Source organism: Kribbella sp. CWNU-51 (assembly GCF_054073265.1).
Genome location: NZ_JBSXMZ010000023.1, coordinates 229,608 through 249,905, shown reverse-complemented (window position 1 = coordinate 249,905; position 20,298 = coordinate 229,608). Strand labels below are relative to the sequence as shown.

General features: G+C 68.8%; 17 protein-coding genes and 1 riboswitch. Of the genes, 14 read left to right on the top strand and 3 right to left on the bottom strand.

Annotation, left to right across the window (positions count from 1 at the left end; translation table 11 throughout):
- Positions 1-194 precede the first annotated feature (194 nt).
- From dapA to ACXC9Q_RS24945, 3 genes are read left to right on the top strand one after another with little or no spacing between them, the layout of a single operon-like run.
- Positions 195-1,109 (top strand): 4-hydroxy-tetrahydrodipicolinate synthase, encoded by a 915-nt coding sequence (dapA, locus tag ACXC9Q_RS24955; RefSeq protein WP_457059078.1) that lies wholly within the window; start codon positions 195-197, stop codon positions 1,107-1,109.
- The gene (locus tag ACXC9Q_RS24950) at positions 1,106-2,800 is read left to right on the top strand and encodes a ribonuclease J (RefSeq protein ID WP_457059077.1); all 1,695 of its coding nucleotides are present in this window, start codon (positions 1,106-1,108) and stop codon (positions 2,798-2,800) included. Before dapA ends, ACXC9Q_RS24950 begins: the two co-directional genes overlap by 4 nt.
- A gap of 42 nt (positions 2,801-2,842) precedes the next feature.
- The gene (locus ACXC9Q_RS24945; RefSeq protein ID WP_329475933.1) at positions 2,843-3,871 is read left to right on the top strand and encodes a LacI family DNA-binding transcriptional regulator; all 1,029 of its coding nucleotides are present in this window, start codon (positions 2,843-2,845) and stop codon (positions 3,869-3,871) included.
- Here ACXC9Q_RS24945 and ACXC9Q_RS24940 read toward each other — a convergent pair.
- Both ACXC9Q_RS24940 and ACXC9Q_RS24935 read right to left on the bottom strand, forming a co-directional pair.
- Positions 3,848-4,933: a fatty acid desaturase family protein gene (locus tag ACXC9Q_RS24940; protein ID WP_457059076.1), complete on the bottom strand. Its 1,086-nt coding sequence runs from the start codon at positions 4,931-4,933 to the stop codon at positions 3,848-3,850. The genes ACXC9Q_RS24945 and ACXC9Q_RS24940 overlap by 24 nt on opposite strands.
- A 55-nt stretch (positions 4,934-4,988) precedes the next feature.
- The gene (locus tag ACXC9Q_RS24935; RefSeq protein WP_457059075.1) at positions 4,989-6,068 is read right to left on the bottom strand and encodes a fatty acid desaturase family protein; all 1,080 of its coding nucleotides are present in this window, start codon (positions 6,066-6,068) and stop codon (positions 4,989-4,991) included.
- A gap of 219 nt (positions 6,069-6,287) precedes the next feature.
- Between ACXC9Q_RS24935 and ACXC9Q_RS24930 the strand changes: the two genes are divergently transcribed.
- Both ACXC9Q_RS24930 and ACXC9Q_RS24925 read left to right on the top strand, forming a co-directional pair.
- Positions 6,288-7,814, top strand: a complete 1,527-nt coding sequence (locus tag ACXC9Q_RS24930) for an alkaline phosphatase D family protein (protein ID WP_457059074.1) — start codon at positions 6,288-6,290, stop codon at positions 7,812-7,814.
- A gap of 131 nt (positions 7,815-7,945) precedes the next feature.
- Positions 7,946-10,003: a prolyl oligopeptidase family serine peptidase gene (locus ACXC9Q_RS24925; protein ID WP_457059073.1), complete on the top strand. Its 2,058-nt coding sequence runs from the start codon at positions 7,946-7,948 to the stop codon at positions 10,001-10,003.
- 15 nt (positions 10,004-10,018) lie between these two features.
- Here ACXC9Q_RS24925 and ACXC9Q_RS24920 read toward each other — a convergent pair whose 3' ends face one another.
- Positions 10,019-11,383 (bottom strand): aminotransferase class V-fold PLP-dependent enzyme, encoded by a 1,365-nt coding sequence (locus ACXC9Q_RS24920; protein WP_457059072.1) that lies wholly within the window; start codon positions 11,381-11,383, stop codon positions 10,019-10,021.
- Positions 11,384-11,398: 15 nt separating this feature from the next.
- A riboswitch (SAM riboswitch) is annotated at positions 11,399-11,512 on the bottom strand.
- A 96-nt stretch (positions 11,513-11,608) separates the two neighbouring features.
- Here ACXC9Q_RS24920 and ACXC9Q_RS24915 point away from each other — a divergent pair.
- The 9 genes from ACXC9Q_RS24915 to ACXC9Q_RS24875 all read left to right on the top strand — a co-directional run bounded on the left by ACXC9Q_RS24915 (position 11,609) and on the right by ACXC9Q_RS24875 (position 20,211).
- Positions 11,609-11,977 (top strand): VOC family protein, encoded by a 369-nt coding sequence (locus ACXC9Q_RS24915; protein ID WP_457059071.1) that lies wholly within the window; start codon positions 11,609-11,611, stop codon positions 11,975-11,977.
- A gap of 40 nt (positions 11,978-12,017) precedes the next feature.
- Complete coding sequence (locus ACXC9Q_RS24910; RefSeq protein WP_457059070.1) at positions 12,018-12,548, top strand: DinB family protein; 531 nt, start codon at positions 12,018-12,020, stop codon at positions 12,546-12,548.
- Between the two features lie 326 nt (positions 12,549-12,874).
- Positions 12,875-15,310 (top strand): DNA translocase FtsK 4TM domain-containing protein, encoded by a 2,436-nt coding sequence (locus ACXC9Q_RS24905; protein ID WP_457059069.1) that lies wholly within the window; start codon positions 12,875-12,877, stop codon positions 15,308-15,310.
- A gap of 3 nt (positions 15,311-15,313) precedes the next feature.
- Positions 15,314-15,880, top strand: coding sequence for a hypothetical protein (locus ACXC9Q_RS24900; protein ID WP_457059068.1), 567 nt, complete (start codon positions 15,314-15,316; stop codon positions 15,878-15,880).
- Between the two features lie 118 nt (positions 15,881-15,998).
- Positions 15,999-16,751, top strand: a complete 753-nt coding sequence (locus ACXC9Q_RS24895) for a helix-turn-helix domain-containing protein (protein ID WP_457059067.1) — start codon at positions 15,999-16,001, stop codon at positions 16,749-16,751.
- An 83-nt stretch (positions 16,752-16,834) separates the two neighbouring features.
- On the top strand, positions 16,835-18,553 hold the full coding sequence (locus ACXC9Q_RS24890; RefSeq protein WP_457059066.1) for a MiaB/RimO family radical SAM methylthiotransferase: 1,719 nt from the start codon (positions 16,835-16,837) through the stop codon (positions 18,551-18,553).
- Positions 18,550-19,173, top strand: a complete 624-nt coding sequence (pgsA, locus tag ACXC9Q_RS24885) for a CDP-diacylglycerol--glycerol-3-phosphate 3-phosphatidyltransferase (protein ID WP_457059065.1) — start codon at positions 18,550-18,552, stop codon at positions 19,171-19,173. The genes ACXC9Q_RS24890 and pgsA overlap by 4 nt, the downstream gene beginning before the upstream one ends.
- Before the next feature lie 83 nt (positions 19,174-19,256).
- Positions 19,257-19,757: a CinA family protein gene (locus ACXC9Q_RS24880; protein WP_457059064.1), complete on the top strand. Its 501-nt coding sequence runs from the start codon at positions 19,257-19,259 to the stop codon at positions 19,755-19,757.
- Between the two features lie 163 nt (positions 19,758-19,920).
- Positions 19,921-20,211 (top strand): helix-turn-helix domain-containing protein, encoded by a 291-nt coding sequence (locus tag ACXC9Q_RS24875; RefSeq protein WP_328521677.1) that lies wholly within the window; start codon positions 19,921-19,923, stop codon positions 20,209-20,211.
- The last annotated feature ends 87 nt before the right edge of the window (positions 20,212-20,298 follow it).

Genomic DNA, 20,298 nt, shown 5'->3' with positions numbered 1-20,298 from the left:
GATCGACGCAGTGCAGCGGTCCAGCTACGGAAAGTATTCGCAGAAGTTTTTCCGGATTTTTTTCGTGGAAGCTGTAACGACTGCCGGGGCAGCCCCGATAGGACGAGTGAGCCTGGTGGCTGCCCGGACCCCCGAGCGGACAGCCACCAGGCCTACTCATTTCTCCGAGGCTGCGGAGCGGTAATCTGAGCCCCATGTCCTCGTCAGCTTCCCTCGCCACGCCAGCGCCGCCTTTCGGCCGCCTGACGACCGCGATGATCACCCCGTTCCGGCCCGACGGCGCGCTCGATCTCGACGCCGCGCAGAAGGTCGCGAGCTATTTGGTGGACCGCGGTAACGATGCCCTCATCATCAACGGGACCACGGGCGAGGCGCCGACCACCTCGGACCAGGAGAAGGTCCAGCTGGTGAAGGCGGTGCTGGCGGCGGTCGGGGACCGCGCCAAGGTGATCGCCGGTGTCGGGACGAACAACACCGCGCACACGATCGAGTGCGCGAAGCAGGCCGAGGCCGCGGGAGCCGATGCCCTCCTGGTCGTCACGCCGTACTACAACAAGCCTCCGCAGGACGGGCTGCGCGCGCACTTCACCGCGGTCGCCGACGCCACCGGCCTGCCGAACATCCTGTACGACATCCCCGGCCGGGCCGGCGTGGAGATCAAGAGCGAGACCCTGATCGCGCTCGCCGAGCACCCGCGGATCGTCGCGGTGAAGGACGCCAAGGGCGACCTCGCCGGGACCACCAAGGTGCTGGCGAACACCGATCTGTTCTACTACTGCGGTGCCGACGAGCTGAATCTCGCCTCGCTGGCGATCGGCGCGGTCGGCATCGCCAGTGTCGTCGCGCACGTCGCGAGCCCGGAGTACCGGCAACTGATCGACGCCGTGGTGGCCGGCGACCTCGCAGGAGCACAGGAGCTCGACCGACGGCTGGTGCCCGCCGTCGAGACGATCATGACCAGGACCCAGGGCGCCATCATGGTGAAGGCCGCGCTCAAGCTGGCCGGCGTCATCGAGCACGCGACACTCCGGTTGCCGCTGGTTGAGGCGACCGCCGAACAAGTGGACTGGCTCACCACCGACCTCAAGACGGCAGGACTGATTGCATGAGCCATCCTCATCCAGATCTCGACGCGCCCGGACCACTCGCTCCGGGCGCTTTGCGGGTGATCCCGCTCGGCGGCCTCGGCGAGGTCGGCCGCAACATGACGGTGTTCGAGTACGACGGCAAGCTGCTGATCGTGGACTGCGGCGTACTGTTCCCCGACGAGAACCAGCCCGGCGTGGACCTGATCCTGCCGGACTTCCAGCCGATCCGGGACCGCCTCGACGACGTCGTCGCAGTGGTCCTGACGCACGGCCACGAGGACCACATCGGCGGGTTGCCCTACCTGCTGCGTGAGCGGGGCGACATCCCTGTGATCGGCTCGCAGCTCACGCTCGCGCTGCTCGAGGGCAAGCTGAAGGAGCACCGGCACCGCAACGTGCCGCAGCAGACCGTGGTCGAGGGCGAGAAGCTCCAGATCGGGCCGTTCGTCTGCGAGTTCGTCGCGGTCAACCACTCGATCCCGGACGCGCTCGCGGTGGCGATCAAGACGCCGGCCGGCACGGTGCTGCACACCGGCGACTTCAAGATGGACCAGTTGCCGCTGGACAACCGGATCACCGACCTGCGCGCGTTCGCCCGGCTCGGTGAGGAGGGTGTCGACCTGTTCATGGTCGATTCCACCAACTCCGAGGTGCCCGGCTTCACCACCCACGAGCGCGACATCGCCCCGGTGCTGGACCGGGTCTTCACCAACGCGAAGAACCAGCGCATCATCGTCGCCTGCTTCGCCTCGCACGTGCACCGGGTGCAGCAGGTGATGGACGCCGCGGTGAAGCACCGCCGCAAGGTCGCGTACGTCGGCCGCTCGATGGTCCGCAACATGGGTGTGGCCCGTGATCTCGGCTTCCTGACGGTGCCCGGCGACACGCTGATCGACATGCGCGAGCTGGACAACTACCCGCCGGAGCAGGTCGTGCTGGTGTCGACCGGTTCGCAGGGTGAGCCGATGTCGGCGCTGTCGCGGATCGCGGCCAACGACCATCACGTCGTCCAGATCCAGCCGGGCGACACCGTCGTACTCGCGTCGTCCTTGATCCCGGGCAACGAGAACTCGGTCTACCGGGTGATCAACGGCCTGACCCGGCACGGCGCGAACGTGATCCACAAGGGCAACGCACTCGTGCACGTCTCCGGACACGCCAGCGCGGGCGAACTGCTGTACTGCTACAACATCGTCAAGCCGCGCAACGTGATGCCCGTGCACGGCGAGATCCGGCACCTGCACGCGAACGCGGAGCTGGCCGTCCAGACCGGCGTACCGGCCAAGAACGTGGTCGTCGTCGAGGACGGTGTGGTGGTCGACCTGATCGACCGGCAGGCCGTGGTGGCCGGCAAGGTGGACTGCGGGTACGTGTTCGTCGACGGCTCGACCGTCGGCGACATCACCGAGACCTCGCTGAAGGATCGCCGGATTCTCGGCGACGAGGGTTTCATCTCGGTCATCGCCGTGATGGACTCTGTCACCGGCAAACTGACCGCCGGGCCGGAGATCCAGGCACGCGGGTTCGCCGAGGACGACACCGTCTTCGACGACCTCAAGCCGAAGATCGAGGCGGAGATCGAGAAGGCGATCGGCAGTGGCGTGGACGACATGTACCAGCTGCAGCAGGTGATCCGCCGGGTGGTCGGCAAGTGGGTCAGCGACACCCACCGCCGCCGCCCGATGATCATCCCGGTCGTCGTGGAGAGCTAAGCGCACGAGGCACTGACACAACAGGGGAGAGAGGGGCCGGCGATGACCATCAGCGGAGTGAACGGGACGGGCCAGCGCCGGCCCACGATGAAGGAGGTCGCGGCCCGGGCGGGGGTCGCGCTGAAGACCGTCTCCCGGGTGGTGAATGAGGAGCCGAACGTCAGCCCGGAGCTGACCGCCAAGGTCCAGGCCGCGATCAAGGAGCTCAACTACACCCCGAACGAGAGCGCCCGGATGCTGCGCCGCGGCAAGACCGGGACGATCGCGGTGGTGATCCGCGACATCGGCGACCCGTTCTTCGCCTCGCTCGGGCGCGCGGTCGAGCTGTGGGCCCGGTCGTCCGGCTCGGTCGTGATGATCGGGCTCACCGACGAGGACCCGGAGCGCGAGCGGGAGGTCTGCCTGGAGTTCGTCGCCCGCCGGCCGGACGCGCTGATCATGGCGCCGATCGGGGAGACCCAGGACTACCTCGCGCCGCACGTCGACGCGGGAATGGCCGTGGTCACGATCGACCGGCCGGCCCACGGGATCGAGGCCGACGCCGTCCTCGCGGACAACGCCGGCGGGATCGACCAGGCGATCGACCACCTGGTCCGGCAGGGGCACCGGCGGATCGCCTACCTCGGTGACGACGAGCGGATCTTCACCGCCCGCGAGCGCGTGGTCGCCTACCGGGCCGCGATGGCCCGGCACCGCATCGACGTGGACGAGGACCTGGTCCACCTGTCCGAGCCGACCACCGAGGGCATCGGCATCACGCTGTCCGCCGTACTGGATCGTCCGGAGCCGGCGACGGCGTTGCTGTCGGCCAACAACATGACCACGGCCGAGGTCCTCCGTGGTCTCGCGGGCCGGCGGGATCGGGTCGCGCTGGTCTCCTTCGACGACCTCGCCCTCGGCGACCTGCTCAGCCCCGGCCTGACCGCGGTCGCACAGTCGGCCGACGTGATGGCCCGGACGGCGATCCAGCTGATGACCGAGCGTCTCCCGGAGCCGCATCGCCCCGGCCGGACGGTCCGCGTCCCGGTGAAGCTCACCATCCGCGGATCAGGCGAGATCCCGCCGGCCTGAGCGCAGCTCTGCCGCCAGCGGGCACTGGAACGGGTCCCGGGCGCGCAGGCCGACGTTGTTGAGGTAGCCGACGACGATCTTGTACGAAGTGAACAGGCCGACCTCGGTGTAGTTCACGCCGTGCAGAGCGCAGTACTCGCGGACGATCGGCTGCACCCGCCGGAGCGTGGGCCGGGGCATGCTCGGGAACAGGTGGTGCTCGATCTGGTAGTTCAGGCCGCCCATCGCGAAGTCGACCAGGACGCCACCGCGGATGTTGCGTGACATCAGCACCTGGCGGCGGAGGAAGTCGAGCCGCATGCCGGCCGGGACGAGCGGCATGCCCTTGTGGTTCGGTGCGAACGCCGCACCGAGGCAGACGCCGAACACCGCGAGCTGCAGGCCGAGGAAGGCACTGGCTTTCCCGGCCGGGAGCAGCAGATAGAGCGCAGCCACATAGCCGGCGAGCCTCGCGACGACGATCGCGGCCTCGATGCGTTCCAGCCGGGTCGCGTCGCGGCGCAGCAGGTGCCGAAGACTCGACGCGTGCAGGCCGAGCCCTTCCAGCGTCAGCAATGGGAAGAAGAGCCAGCCCTGGCGTGCGGCGAACCACTGACCCAGTCGTCCGCGCTTCGCGACCGCATCCGGCGTGAAGGCGATGGCCTCGAGCTGGACGTCGGGATCCTTGTCGACCTGGTTCGGCGCGTTGTGGTGCCTGGAATGCTTCGTCCGCCACCAGGTCACACTCATGCCGGCGATCGCGCCCGCGAGGATGCGTGCCGTCCAGTCGTTCCGGGCCGCGGAGTCGAAGACCTGCCGATGCGCGCTGTCGTGGCTGAGGAACGCGACCTGCACGAGGACGAGTGCGAGCGCAACGGCCAGCACCAGCTGGAACCAGGAATCGCCGAGCAGGACCACGCCGACGGCGACGGCCAGTAGCGCCGTCAGGACCACGCTGATCCGGGTGTAGTAGTAGCCCTGGCGCCGCCGAAGCAGGCCGAGCTCCCGCACAGTCTGGAGGAGATCCGTGTACAGGCTGACGTACCGCTGCTGGGCGCCCACGCCGTCATCATCAAGAATCATCGTGACGCCCTGCGTGCGGTGAGGTGGACCGGCGAGGTCGGCTTGGCAAAGTGCATCAGTTCCGGTTCTGCGCGACGAGTGGGCACTGGAACGGGTCGCGCGCCCGCAGCCCGACGTTGTTCAGGTAGTCGACGACGATCTTGTACGACGCGAAGAAGCCGACCTCGGTGTACTTCACCTCATGCAGGGCGCAGTACTCGCGGACGATCGGCCGGACCGCCTTGAGCGTCGGCCGGGGCATGCTCGGGAACAGGTGGTGCTCGATCTGGTAGTTCAGGCCGCCCATCGCGAAGTCGACCATCACCCCGCCGCGGACGTTGCGGGACATCAGCACCTGGCGCCGCAGGAAGTCCAGCTTCATCGTCCTCGGCACCAGGGGCATGCCCTTGTGATTCGGCGCGAACGAACCACCGAGGCAGACGCCGAAGACGGCAAGCTGCAAGCCGAGGAACGCGCCGGCCTTGCCGATCGGCAGCAGGATCAACAGCACGGCCAGATAGGCGCCGAGCCGGCCCACGACGATCGCGGCCTCGATGCGCTCGACCGAGGTCGCACCGCGGCGCAGCAGATGGCGGATGCTCGAGACGTAGAGGCTCAAGCCTTCCAGGGTCAGCAACGGGAAGAACAGCCAGCCTTGGCGGCGGGTCAGCCACGCCTGGAAGCCCGTGCGCTTGGCAACGTGCTCGGGGGTGAACGCGACGACCCCGATCGCGATGTCCGGATCCTTTCCCAGTTGGTTCGGTGCCCCATGGTGACGGCTGTGCTTCGACCGCCACCACGCGGCGCTCATCCCGACGAGTCCACCGGCCAGCAGGCGAGCGGTCCAGTCGTTCCACGCGGCGGAGTCGAAGATCTGCCGGTGCGCGCTGTCGTGGCTGAGAAAGGCGACCTGTGTCAGCACCAGCGCCAGGGCACCCGCCATCAGGAGCTGGAACCAGGAGTTGCCGAGCAGGCCGACACCGACCCAGACCGCCGCGAAGGCGGCCAGCACCAAGCCGATCCGGGTGAAGTAGTACCCGCGCCGCCGCTTGAGTAGTCCGAGCTCGCGGACGGTCGTCAGGAGGTCGGTGTAGAGGTTCGTGTACTGCTGCTGCGGCCGTGGCGGATCATGTTCGTCCGCGACAAGCTGTGACATGAGAATGCCCCGCTCCGGAGTGCATCGGGTCGATGCGCTACCGGGTCTGGGGCAGCGGGTACGAGAAGGTGGCTGGTAACCCCAACGGAACCACGCCCAGTAGCCACACGCAAGCCGGCGTCCGGTGACCGCGGCCGGGTGTCCGGCGCTGCGGGTGATTTGGCGCCCAGTTCGCCCGGCCGTCACCTGACCGTCATCAGCGGAGCGCACTTTCGGCTCATGAACTTGAGCCGCCGCCAGCTCCTGGCCGCATCCACCGTCGCCGGCGCCACCCTCGCAGTACCAGGGGTTGCGACCGCGGTTCCCACCGTCGTACGCCGTGATCGGCCCGCCCTGCCGTCCGGCATCGCCAGCGCCGACGTGACCCCGCAGTCGGCCGTCGTCTGGTCCCGAACGGACCGCCCTGGGCGGCTGGTCGTCCAGCTGACCAGCCACGGTCGCTTCGACAAGTCGATCCGGCTGCGCGGCCCGGTCACCAGTGCCGCCGACGACTTCACCGCGCGGCTTCCGCTGCGTGGCCTGCGTCCCGGCCAGCGCTACGACTACCGGATCGGCTTCGAGGACGCCCACGGCCGGGTCGGCGAGACCCTCGACGGTTCGTTCAGTACGCCGGGCCGCAACCGGCCGGTGTCCTTCGTGTTCACCGGCGACACCGCGGGTCAGGGCTACGGCATCAACCCGGACCTCGGCGGCATGATCGCGTACAAGGCGATGCACGACACCCGCCCTGACTTCTTCCTGCACTCCGGCGACAACATCTACGCCGACGGCCCGATTGCGGCCGAGCTGAAAGTTGCCGACGGCACCATCTGGAAGAACGTGGTGACCGAGGAGGTCGCCAAGGTCGCCGAGACGCTGGCCGAGTACCGCGGCCGGTACAAGTACAACCTGCTCGACCACAACGTCCGCGACCTGTACGCCGACGTGCCGCTGGTCGCGCAATGGGACGACCACGAGACGCTGAACAACTGGTACCCGGGGGAGATCCTCACCGACGACCGCTACACCGAGAAGCGCGTCGACGTCCTCGCGTCCCGGGCGAAGAAGGCCTTCCTCGAGTACCTGCCGATGGAGCACGTCGCGGGCCGGGACCGGATCTACCGCAAGGTCGGCTACGGCCCGCTGCTCGACGTCTTCTGCCTCGACATGCGGACCTACCGCGGCGCCAACCCGACGCCCGCCACCGTCGGCCCGGTCGCGATGCTCGGTGCCGAGCAGGCCGCCTGGCTGGTCCGCGAGGTGGCCGCGTCGAAGGCGACCTGGAAGGTGATCGCCAGCGACATGCCGCTCGGCCTGCTGGTCCCGGACGGCGACCTGATCGAGGCCGTCGCCAACGGCGTCGCCGGTGCGCCAGGTGGTCGCGAGCACGAGATCGCCTGGGTGCTCAGCCAGTTCAAGAAGCGCAAGGTTCGCAACGCGATCTGGCTGACCGCCGACGTGCACTACGCGGCCGCCCACCACTACGACCCGTCCCGCGCGGCGTTCACCGACTTCGACCCGTTCTGGGAGATCGTGGCCGGCCCGATCAACGCCGGTACGTTCGGGCCGAACGCGCTGGACGACACGTTCGGTCCGCAGGTCGTGTTCTCGAAGGCCGCCGACTTCGCGAGCCAGTCGCCGGCGAGCGGCAACCAGTTCTTCGGCCACACCACGATCGACCCGCGCACCGGAGTCCTCACGGTCTCCCTGCGCAACTTGTTCGGCACGGTCCTCTGGACCAAGGACATCACCCCGGCCCACCACTGAGGGGCCCGTCGTACTCACCTGGCTCCGGCGCCTGCGCGGGATGCCGCCCACCGGAGCAGGTGAGTACGACGCTCGTCCCTGGCCGGCCTACGAACTCCTGAAGGTTGTCCTGTCCGGTTAGGTTTGTCCGCATGAGTTATCCGGAGAGCCGCCGCGACGATGTCGTCGACACGCTGCATGGGCAGGAGATCGCCGACCCGTACCGCTGGCTGGAAGACCCTGACGCACCCGACACCCGGGACTGGGTCCGCAGGCAGAACGAGTTCACCCAGGCCGAGCTCTCCGGCTATCCGGAGCGCGAGTGGTTCCAGACCACGATGGCGGCGATCCTGGCCCGCCCACGCGCCGGCGTCCCGGCGAAGAAGGCCGGCTGGTACCTCGTCGGCCGCAACGACGGCACCCAGGCCCAGGATGTCGTGTACGTCGCCGAGTCCCTCGACGCGCTGCTCGCCGGCGGCCGGGTCCTGATCGACCCCAACACGCTGTCCGCCGACGGCACTGACTCGCTGGGCTCGTTCACCGTCAGTCCGGACGGCAAGTACCTCGCGTACGGCGTCAACGAGAGCGGCAGCGACTGGACGACGTTCCGGCTGCTCGACATCGCCACCGGTACGCCCGTGGACGACGTGGTCACGGGGGCGAAGTTCTGCGAAGCCACGTGGCTCCCGGACAGTTCGGCGTACCTCTATCTGCACTACCCGGCGAGTGGTCGCAGTGAGGGCACCGAGACGAAGACGCTCACCGGTGGGCGTCTGATGCTGCACAAGGTCGGCACACCGCAGTCCGATGACGAGCTCGTGCTGAGCTTCCCGGATCAGGACCGCTACTTCATCACGCCGGAGGTGTCGGACGACGATCGCTACCTCGTCGTCCACATCACCGAGGGCACCGACCCCGGCGCTCGGCTCTGGGTCTTTCCGATCACGTCCGACGGCTTCGGCGAGCCGGTGAAGGTGGTGGACTCCTTCGCCGACGAGATCGCGTTCGTGCGGATGTCCGGCGACCAGCTGGTACTGCGGACCGATCGTGACGCCTCCCGTGGTCGCGTGGTGCTCGCTTCGTTGGACGGTGAGTTCGTCGACCTGATCCCGGAGGGCGAGGCCACACTGCAGGCCGTTCGCGGCACAGCTGCCGGACTGGCCACCCTGACGCTGGTCGACGCACGGCCGGCGCTGACGCTCTTCGCGCTCGACGGGTCCGATGCGCGGGTCATCGACGTACCGGGTGGGGGAGTGGTGGGCTTCGACGCCAGCCCCGAGTACGACGAGCTCTTCATCGGCCTGTCGACCACAACCGATCCCACGGTGTCGTACGTCGTCTCGACGTCGTCGGGCGTCGTCCGGGCCTTGCCGGAGCTCGTCCGTGGCTCAGGTGGATTCACGTCGCCGTCGGTCACCGTGACGCGACGCGTCGAGCCGGGCCGCGAGGTGCCGTACTTCCTGATCACTCGCTCAGACCTGGACGTCTCCGCACCACGCCCGACGCTGCTCTACGGGTACGGCGGCTTCCGCATCCCGATCCTGGCCGACTACAAGCCGGGCTGGCCGGCGTGGCTCGCGGCCGGCGGGGTGCTGGTCATCGCGAACCTGCGGGGCGGCGGTGAGTACGGCAGCGACTGGCACGACGCGGGACGGCTGAAGAACAAGCAGAACGTCTTCGACGACTTCATCGCGGTCGCCGAGCACCTGCGGGACACCGGGGTGACCACCTCTGCGCAGCTCGCGATCCACGGTCGCAGCAATGGCGGTCTGCTCGTGGGAGCGGCCATGACACAGCGACCGGACCTGTTCGCGGTTGCACTGCCCGGTGTGGGCGTCATGGACATGTTGCGGTTCCACCTGTTCACAGTGGGCGCCGCGTGGGCCTCTGACTTCGGCCATCCGGACGATGCGTCGGAGTTCGAGGATTTGCTGGCTTACTCACCACTGCATCGGTTGCGCGACGGCACGTCGTACCCGGCGACGCTCGTGGTCACGGGTGATCACGACGACCGGGTGGTGCCGTTGCACAGCCACAAGTTCATCGCCGAGCTGCAGCATGCCCAATCCGGTCCGGGACCGGTCTTGACCCGCGTCGAGGTCAACACCGGTCACGGCTTCGGGAAACCCGCCGCCATGGTCGCGGCGGAATGGGCGGACCTACTGGCGTTCGCTGCTCACCATGTAGGCCTTGTACCTCCTGAGCAGTAGGAGGGCCGGCGTTCGTTACCAGATGCGAGGAGCTTGGAGGTCCCGCGGGTCGTCGGTGGGCTGACAGCCGTGGGCGGTGTCCTCGTACTCCGACCGCGGTCCACCGGCGGCCAGCGTCCGTACGGCGTTGACGAGCCGGTCCACGTGCTCACGCGTCGTACCGAGGCCGAGGCTCGCCCGGACCGCGGTGCCGTGCTCGGCGGAGTCCGCGAGCAGGTGACCGACGAGCGGGTGCGCACAGAACTTGCCGTCCCGGACACCGATGCCGTACTCGGCGCTCAGTGCCGCTGACACGAGCGTGGAGCTCAGACCGGCAACCGTGAAGCAGACAGTGCCGACGCGGTCCGCGTCCTCGCCGAAGATCGAGTACGTCGTGACGCCGGGGAGCTGAGCCAGTCCGGTCCGGAGGCGGGCGAGCAGACTGCGCTCGTGCTGCTCGATTGCGTCACGGTGCTTGCTGATCGCGGCACACGCCGAGGCGAGCGCGATTGCGCCGATCACGTTGGGGGAGCCGCCCTCGTGCCGCGCCGGGCCGGTCGCCCAGACCACGGTGTCGCCGGTGACCGCGGTCGTCGCGCCACCGCCGTACAGGTACGGGTCGGCGGCGTCGAGCCAGTCGGCGCGGCCGATCAGTGCACCGGCGCCGTACGGCGCGTAGAGCTTGTGGCCGGACAATGCGACCCAGTCAACGTCCAGTGCGGCGATGTCCACCGGCCGGTGCGGTGCCAGTTGTGCAGCGTCGAGGCAGACCCGCGCACCGTGCGCCTTGGCGACCGCGGCGATCTCCGCGATCGGGAAGATCTCACCTGTCACGTTGGAGGCGCCGGTCACGACCACCAGCCGCGGACCCTCCGGCGCGGTGCGCAGAGCGTCGGCGACGTTGGTCACCGCTTCGCTGGGGGCGGCTGGCGCCGTGAGGCGGACGGTCCGCTCGGCCGGCCAGGGCAGGAGCGCGGCGTGGTGCTCGGACTCGAAGACGATCACGGTCGCGTCCGCGGGGACGGCCTGGGCGAGCAGGTTCAGCGCGTCAGTTGTCTGGCGGGTGAAGATCACCTGGTCGTCGGCACGGGCACCGACGAACGCGTGCACCTCGGCGCGAGCACGCTCGTACCACTGGGTGGTGATGCGGGACGCATAGCCGTTCCCGCGGTGCACCGACGCGTACGACGGCAGCGCAGCCTCGACGCTGGCCCGGACGGACTCCAGACACGGCGCACTGGCTCCGTGGTCGAAGTTCGCGTAGTCGGTGACGCGGCCGTCGGCCAGCGGGACCAGCAGGTCCGAGCCGACCGTGGTGGGGATGCTGCCGGTGACGAGCCGGGTGACCGTCGGCCGCGGCGTACTCGCGCTGGCCGGTTCGAGGATCGAGAGAATCGACATGCTGCTGCTCCAGGAAGTCCGCACTTGCCGAGCGGCGTATCCGCACGGCCTGGTCTTCACCCGGGGCACCCCACCGCGGAGGAGGGTTGCCGGCCAGCGAGCCGGGGCTTCGCGCTGGCACTCATGACCTGCCGAGAACGGTAACGAACAGCCCTCGACCCGCGCCAGTGGCAATCTCACATTCCGGGATTCCCGAACACATCCTGAGACGTGCAGACTGTAGCCATGATCGGACGGCTGCACCACCTGGCGATCGACTGCCCGGAACCGCTGGAGCTCGCGCGCTTCTACTCGGCCGTGCTCGGCCAGCCCATCACGTATGAGAGCGACAACTGGGTGGTGGTCGCCGACAACGACCACACCTCAGGTCTCGCCTTCCAGCGAGCCCTCGGCCACCAGCGCCCGCAGTGGCCGGATCCCACGCGTCCCCGGCAGATGCACCTCGACGTCATGGTCGACGACCTCGACGCGGCCGGGTCGGCGGTCCTGGCTCTCGGCGCTCGCAAGCTCTCGGCCACTGTGTACGAGGATCCGGCCGGTCACCCGTTCTGTCTCATCCCGCGACCCGGCTGGGCGCCGCCGGTCAATCCGTAATGGATTCGCTCCGGGCGACCGTGGCGTGTTTGATGGCGGCATGACGTTGAAGACGGCGTGGACGGCGCCAGCGGTCGAGCGGCCGGACGGCTCGCTGACCGCGCCCGAAGCCGAACTGCTGCGGGGCTACCTGGATTTCTACCGGACCACGCTTCTGTACAAGTGCGCCGGTCTGACGGCCGAGCAGCTGGCCGAGCGGCCGTCTCCGCCGTCCAACCTTTCCTTGCTCGGCCTCATCCGGCATCTCACCAAGGTGGAGCGGATCTGGTTCCGCATCCACTTCGCCGCGGAGTCGCCGGCTGAGCCGCTGTTCGCTCCCGAGCTGGGCAAGGACGCCGATTTCGAGCGCATCGATCCCGCTGAGGCACAGTCGGCGTACGAAGGTCTGATCGCGGAGTGGAAGCTGTCGGACGAGGCCGCGGCCGGGCGGTCGCTCGACGACCGCTTCACCTTCAGCGGGACCGAGTCGACGCTCCGGATGATCTACATCCACATGATCGGCGAGTACAGCCGCCACTGCGGTCACGCCGACCTGTTGCGCGAACAACTCGACGGCACCACCGGGGCGTGAAGGGACCGCTTTCCTCTCGGTCTGTGGCTGCAGTCCGGTTGCGGCGGCGTTGTGACGTTATGTATGGGGCAGCGTAATCGGCGTGTGACACGTGGGACTCGAGAGGTAATCGGGGTAGCCTGCTAGATATGGCGACCCGCACGTCTTCCCCGGCGCGGGCGCAGAAGTCGGCAGCCAAACGGCCGAGTTCGGCTCGTTCGGCTGCTGGTGGACGCTCCCGTCCGTCAGGTGCCCAGAAGCGTGGGCAGAGCGCGAAGCGCGGTGGATCCTCCGCCGCGCGGACCAGCACGCCCAAAAACAGCGGACCGGGTCCGTTCGCGGCCGCCATGATCGTTCTCGGTCGCGGCGTGGTGAAAATCTGGCTCGGCATCGCGCATCTGATCGGCAGCATGGTGCGCGGCATCGGTCACGGTGCCCGCGAGCTCGACCCCGAGCATCGCCGTGACGGCGCCGGCCTGTTCCTGATCGGCCTGGCGGTCGTTGTGGCCGCCGCGATCTGGTGGGACCTCCCGGGCGCGGTCGGCAACGGCATCCGGACCGTCGTCGGCGGCAGCGTCGGCATGCTCGGCTGGGCCGTCCCGCTGATGCTGTTGTTCGTCGCGATCCGCACGCTGCGTCACCCGGACCGCAACGGCCCGGCCGGACGTCAGGTGATCGGCTGGACCGCCATCTCCCTCGGCGTACTCGGCCTGGTCCACATCGCCAACGGTCTGCCCCGTCCGAGCAACCCGGCCGACGGTTCGTTGCAGGACGCCGGCGGCGCGATCGGGTACGTCGTCTCGTCCCTGCTGTCGGACCTGTTGACGCAGTACGTTGCCGCACCGCTGCTGGTGCTGCTGTCGATCTTCGGTGCCCTCGTCGTCACGGGCACTCCGGTCTACGCGATCCCACTGCGGTTCCGTGCGGCGTTCGACGTACTGATGGGGCGTACGGCGCTGCCGGAGGACGCACCGTCCGTCGTGGCCGCGCCGACCGACGACACCGTGCGGCTGACCCGCAAGGAGCGCCGGGCCAAGGCCGCGCAAGAGGAGGACGGCGAGCCGACCATCAAGCCGTACGACTCGCCGGTGCTCGAGGGACGTGAGATCTCCAAGCGAGGCCGCAAGGCCAAGGCGGCTCCGGTTCCTGAAGAGGACGCGTACGACGTCGATGGTGATGCGGCCGCTGCAGCCGGGGCTCCGGGCCTCGGCATCGCGGTCGGCGCCGGCGGTGGTCCCAGCAAGCCGGAAACGCCGCCCGAGCCGCCTCCGCACACGCCGATCCCGCAGCGGGTGGAGCAGCTCAGCCTGTCCGGCGACATCACGTACACGCTGCCCGACGGCCAGATGCTCAAGCCGGGTTCGGTCCACAAGGCCCGGACCAAGGCGTCCGACGCGGTGGTCGACCGGCTGACCGAGGTGTTCGAGCAGTTCGGCATCGACGCGCAGATCACCGGCTACACGCGCGGCCCGACAGTCACCCGCTACGAGGTCGAGCTCGGCTCGGCGGTGAAGGTCGAGAAGGTCACCGCGCTTTCGAAGAACATCGCGTACGCCGTCGCCTCGGCCGACGTGCGGATCCTGTCGCCGATCCCGGGCAAGTCCGCGATCGGCATCGAGATCCCGAACACCGACAAGGAGATCGTCAGCCTCGGCGACGTGATCCGGTCGGCGACCGCGCGCAACGACCACCACCCGATGGTGGCCGGCCTCGGCAAGGACGTCGAGGGCGGCTTCGTGGTCGCGAACATGGCGAAGATGCCGCACCTGCTGGTCGCGGGTGCGACCGGTTCGGGCAAGTCGGTGTTCGTCAACTCGCTGATCACCTCGGTCCTGATGCGGGCCACGCCGGACGAGGTGCGGATGATCCTGGTCGACCCCAAGCGGGTCGAGCTGAACCACTACGAGGGCATCCCGCACCTGATCACGCCGATCATCACCAACGCCAAGAAGGCGGCCGAGGCGCTGCAGTGGGTCGTCCGCGAGATGGACATGCGGTACGACGACCTGGCCGCGTTCGGCTTCCGGCATGTCGACGACTTCAACAAGGCGGTCCGCGCTGGCAAGGTGAAGCCGCCGCCGGGCAGCGAGCGCGTGCTCTCGCCGTACCCGTATCTGCTGGTGATCGTCGACGAACTCGCCGACCTGATGATGGTCGCCCCGCGCGACGTCGAGGATTCGATCGTCCGGATCACCCAGCTGGCCCGGGCGGCCGGCATCCACCTGGTGCTCGCCACCCAGCGGCCGTCCGTGGACGTCGTAACCGGTCTGATCAAGGCGAACGTGCCGTCGCGACTGGCGTTCGCGACCTCGTCGCTGGCCGACAGCCGGGTCATCCTGGACCAGCCGGGTGCGGAGAAGCTGGTCGGCCAGGGGGACGGCCTGTTCCTGCCGATGGGCGCGAGCAAGCCGATGCGGATCCAGGGCGCGTGGGTGACGGAGTCCGAGATCCACGGCGTCGTCGAGCACTGCAAGACCCAACTGGAGCCGACGTACCGCGAGGACGTCACCGCCGTCGCGGGGCCGAGCAAGGATCTCGACGACGAGATCGGCGACGACCTCGACCTGGTCGTGCAGGCCGCGGAGCTGATCGTGTCGACGCAGTTCGGCTCCACCTCGATGCTGCAGCGCAAGCTCCGGGTCGGCTTCGCGAAGGCCGGCCGGCTGATGGACATCCTGGAGAGCCGCGGCGTCGTCGGTCCCAGTGAGGGCTCGAAGGCCAGGGACGTCCTGGTCAAACCGGACGATCTAGAGGACTTCATCACCACCCTCCGAGGAGAGTGACCCGTGACCGCCGCGAGCGCACTGCCCAGGCAGGACCATTTCGACCTCGACCCGAAGCCGGTGCCGTTCACCGTCCGCGCCTCGCAGAAGGTGCACGGCGGGCTCGCCCTCGGGGCTTTGCTGGTCGCGGTGGGCTTCGCCGCTTCCGCGTCCACCAGTCCCACCGGCATCCTGCGATGGTTCGCGGCCGCGGGGTTCGCCGTACTGGCTGTGGTCTGTGCGAGGGCGTTGACGGTCGGGGACATGCTGGTGGCCGACGAGGTCGGCATCCGGCTGCGGATCGGACACGAATGGATCGGAACGCGCTGGGAGGACATCGACGAGGTGACGGTGCTGCAGCGCCGCCACCTGCTGGACGACGGCCGGATTGCCGTTCATTTGCTGGATCCTGGACCGGTGCTGGGAGCGATGCCGAGTTCGACTCGCAAGACAACTGATGCGAACCGTCGACTGACCGGCTCCTCGCTCGCGGTACCGTTCGGGTTGACGGCTCCGCCGTCGAACGGGGAAGTGGTACAGGCATTGCACATGCTGGCGGATGCCAGATGTCCGGTCAGGGAACAACTCTGACACGTCCGTGACCCCGTCGCACCAAGGCCGTTGACTTGATGTCGACGATCCGGTTGTCGGCATGGCGATGTCGACGGACCGCGGAGATACGCCGGGCGATGGAGAGGATGGTGGGGACGTGAGCATCGGCAGCGAGCTCACGGCGGCCCGGGAACGGGCCGACATGTCGATCGAGCAGCTGAGCGCCGCCACCCGGATCAGAACCGGGCTGCTCGTCGCCATGGAGGCCGACGACTTCTCGCGCTGTGGCGGGAACTTCTACGCCCGCGGCCATATCCGCTCGATCGCCCGGGTGGTCAAGGCTGATCCCGCGCCACTGCTCGCCGCCTTCGACGCCGAACACGCCGTCGAGGAGGAGAAGGCTCGCCGCGAGGAACGCGCCGCGGTCAAAGGCCCGACTCTGCATCCGGCCCGGCCGCGGTGGGCGCTCGTGGTCGGCGCGATCCTGGTGAGCCTGATGGGCTGGGGGATGGTCCGCCTCTTCACCCTCCCCAGCGACATCGAGGCCAACGCCTCCAAGACCACGACCACCGCCGCGACCGTCACGACTCCCACGCCCAAGCCGACGCCGACCGTCCGTCCCACCCGGACGCCGTCCAAGAAGCCACCGGTGCTGAAGACCGAGCTCACCCTCACTGCGAAGGGGGACGGCACCTACCTGACGGTCCGCGACAAGAAGGGCAAGCGCCTCTTCCAGGGGCACCTCAGCCCCGGGATCGCTCAGTCCGTCACCACGACCGGGGACATCCGCATCACCGTCGGCATCCCAGCCAATCTCATCGTCACCCTCAACGGCCAGCGCCGATCCACCAAGCTGTACCGCTTTACCGCCCACCCCGACGGCACCCTCACCAAGTACCCGACGAATTGACCTCTCGCCGCCCGGGGTCTTCACGTCGCGGAGCGTGGTCCTGAGTTAGGTGCCGGACTGCACGGCGAGTCATACTCGGGGGGATGACTACGCCACCCACCACCGTCGCCCTGGTCACGCTGGGCTGTGCCCGTAACGATGTCGACTCCGAGGAACTGGCCGGCCGGCTCGAAGCCGGCGGGTTCCGGCTGGTCGAGGACGCCGCCGAGGCGGACACCGTGGTGGTGAACACCTGCGGGTTCGTCGAGGCCGCGAAGAAGGACTCGGTCGACACGCTGCTCGCCGCCGCCGACTACAAGGACTCCGGCCGCACCCAGGCCGTCGTCGCGGTCGGCTGCCTGGCCGAACGGTACGGCGACCAACTCGCCGAAGCGCTCCCGGAGACCGACGCGGTCCTCAGCTTCGACGACTACGCGGACATCTCCGACCGCCTCCGCTCGATCCTGGCCGGCACCAAGCACCAGGCCCACGTCCCCCGCGACCGCCGCAAACTCCTCCCGCTGGCCCCCGCAGACCGAGCCTCCACCACAGGCATAGCCATCCCTGGCCACGGCGACCCCACGCACGCCGCCGGTCACGGCGACGCCACCCACGTCCACGACGCCGGCCACATCCCCGACCAGCTGATGCCGGCGCGCGAGGTGTCTGACGACGCCTCGGTTGACGGGCCTGCCCTGAAGGGCCGCTTCGCCACCGGTCGGCCCGAAGAGCTGAAGATCGAAGCCCCCGACCTCACCTCCGCCCCGGCGAGCGGCCCACGCGTGATGCGCCGCCGCCTCGACGGCGGCCCGATGGCTCCGCTCAAGCTCGCCTCCGGCTGCGACCGCCGCTGCGCGTTCTGCGCGATCCCGATGTTCCGCGGTGCGTTCGTGTCCCGCCGTCCCGCCGAGGTCCTCCGCGAAGCCGAGTGGCTGGCGGAGAACGGCGTACGCGAGCTCTTCCTCGTCTCCGAGAACTCCACCTCGTACGGCAAGGACCTCGGCGACCTGCGCCTGCTCGAGACCCTGGTCGGCGAGATCGCCGCGGTCCCCGGCATCACCCGCGTGCGCGTCTCGTACCTGCAGCCGGCGGAGATGCGCCCGACGCTGATCACCGCGATGACCTCGACCCCCGGCGTCGTCCCGTACTTCGACCTGTCCTTCCAGCACGCATCCGGCCCACTCCTGCGCCGCATGCGCCGCTTCGGTGATTCCGAGCCTTTCCTCGAGCTGATCGCCCAGGTCCGCGCGGCTGCCCCGACGGCCGGTATCCGCAGCAACGTCATCGTCGGCTTCCCCGGCGAGACCGAGGACGACGTCGACGTCCTGTGCGACTTCCTGTCCCGCGCCGGCCTCGACGCGATCGGCGTCTTCGGCTACTCCGACGAGGACGGCACCGAAGCCGAGACGTACGACGGCAAACTCGACGAGGACACCATCGCCGCCCGCCTCGACCGCGTCACCCGGCTTGCCGAAGACCTCACCTCAGCCCGAGCCGAATCCCGTACCGGCGAACTCCTCGAAGTCCTCGTCGAATCCCTCGACCCCACCCCTTCCGCAGACACCAAGACCGCAACTGGCGTCGAGTCCGCGGACAGCTCCACCTCAGGGGACGAAGTCGGGCGTACGGGGGAGGGGCGGGCCGCTCATCAGGGACCTGAGGTGGACGGCTCGACCACGGTCACGGGCCTGCCGGCGGGCGTCCGGGTCGGCGATCTGGTGTCCGCGAAGGTGGTCGGGAGCGACGGAGTCGACCTGATTGCCGAGTTCGCGGCACTCGTGAGCACCCGGGACGGCCGTCTGGCAGTTAACCTGACCGCGTGACCAACTCGCCGACGAACCCGGCGTCGCACGCGTCCTCCGGTCCGCTCCACGCCCCCAGCGTGTGGAACGTGCCGAACGCGCTCACGGTCCTGCGGCTGATCCTGGTCCCGCTGTTCGTCTGGCTGCTGCTCCGCGACGGTGGCGACGGCGACGGCAACCGCCTGCTCGCCACCGCTACGTTCGTCGTGGCGATCGTCACCGACCGCTTCGACGGCGACATCGCCCGCCGCTGGAACCTGGTCACGAACTTCGGCAAGATCGCCGACCCGATCGCCGACAAGGCACTCACCGGCGCTGCCTTCATCGGTCTGTCCTATCTCGGTGAACTCCCGTGGTGGGTCACCATCGTGGTGCTGGTCCGCGAGTGGGGTGTGACGGCACTGCGCTTCTGGGTGATCCGGCACGGCGTGATGCCGGCCAGCCGCGGCGGCAAGCTGAAGACCGTGCTCCAGGCGATCGCGCTCGGCCTCTATCTCCTCCCGTGGCAGTCGTTCGCGCCCCTCCACTGGACCGCCGTCGCGTTCATGGCCGCCGCCGTTATCGTCACGATCGTCACCGGCATCGACTACGTGGGCCGAGCACTCCGCCTCCGCGCCGCCGCGAAACGCCCCCTCCCGTGACACCGGCCCGGCGTGCCGACGTCTGGGGTCGGGGGAGTCTGGTGGGGGTGGTGGGATCTGTTGGGAATTGGTGGAGGTGACAGGTGGCCGGTGGGGACGCGGAGTTCGAGGTGGTACTCGCGCGCTTGGTGGGCCTGTTGAAGGATCGCGGGGAGACAATTGCCACAGCTGAGTCGCTGACCGGCGGACTGGTCGGAGGCGCGCTGACGGATGTGCCGGGCGTGTCGGCGGTCTATCGCGGCGGAGTGGTTGTGTACGCGACTGACCTCAAGGCCACGCTTGCGGGCGTTCCTGAGGACCTTCTGGCTGCCGTGGGGCCGGTCCACCCAGATACGGCCGCCGCACTCGCCACCGGCGTACGGGAGCGGCTGGAGGCCACCTACGGCCTTGCCACGACCGGTGTGGCCGGACCGGACCCGCAGGCGGGGATCGAGGCCGGCACGGTGTACGTCGCAGCGGCCGGACCGGGCTCGGTGCAGGTGCGGAAGTTGCAGGTGAACGGTGACCGGGCAGCCGTACGCCGAGCAAGTGTGCAGGCCGTTCTGGAACTCGGAGCAACTCTTGTGGCGGAAGAACTCGACTGATCGGGGTGTTGAGACCACCATGGGGACAGGTAGGACAGACCGGCGCGGCGCACCGAAGGTGGACATTGCGAGGAGTAGTGACCCAGCAACGGGTACCGTTGGTTCCTACGGTCGAGCTACCGTGCGAGTAGAAACGACCGGACAGGCGGAAGGGAGAAACCTCATGGTGCTGGTTCGTGGCCTGCTGGGCGACGTCCTGCGGCGTAAGCGGCTGCGCCAGGGGCGCACCCTCCGCGAGGTATCCGCCGACGCCCGCGTGAGCTTGGGCTACCTCTCCGAGGTGGAACGCGGCCAGAAGGAAGCCTCCAGCGAGCTCCTGGCAGCCATCTGCATGGCCCTGGACGTGCCGCTGTCCACCGTCTTCGCCGAAGTCAGCGAAGACCTTGCCCGCGAAGAGGCCCTGGTCCTGACCCACCCCACCATCGAGCCCGAGGTAGTAGCCTCCGCCGCCTAACCGGCCGGATCGCCTCCTCCACCGCCCGACGTCATCGCCTCCGCCGCGTAACCAGGCCCGGGCTCGTCGCGTTTCGCCGCCTAACCC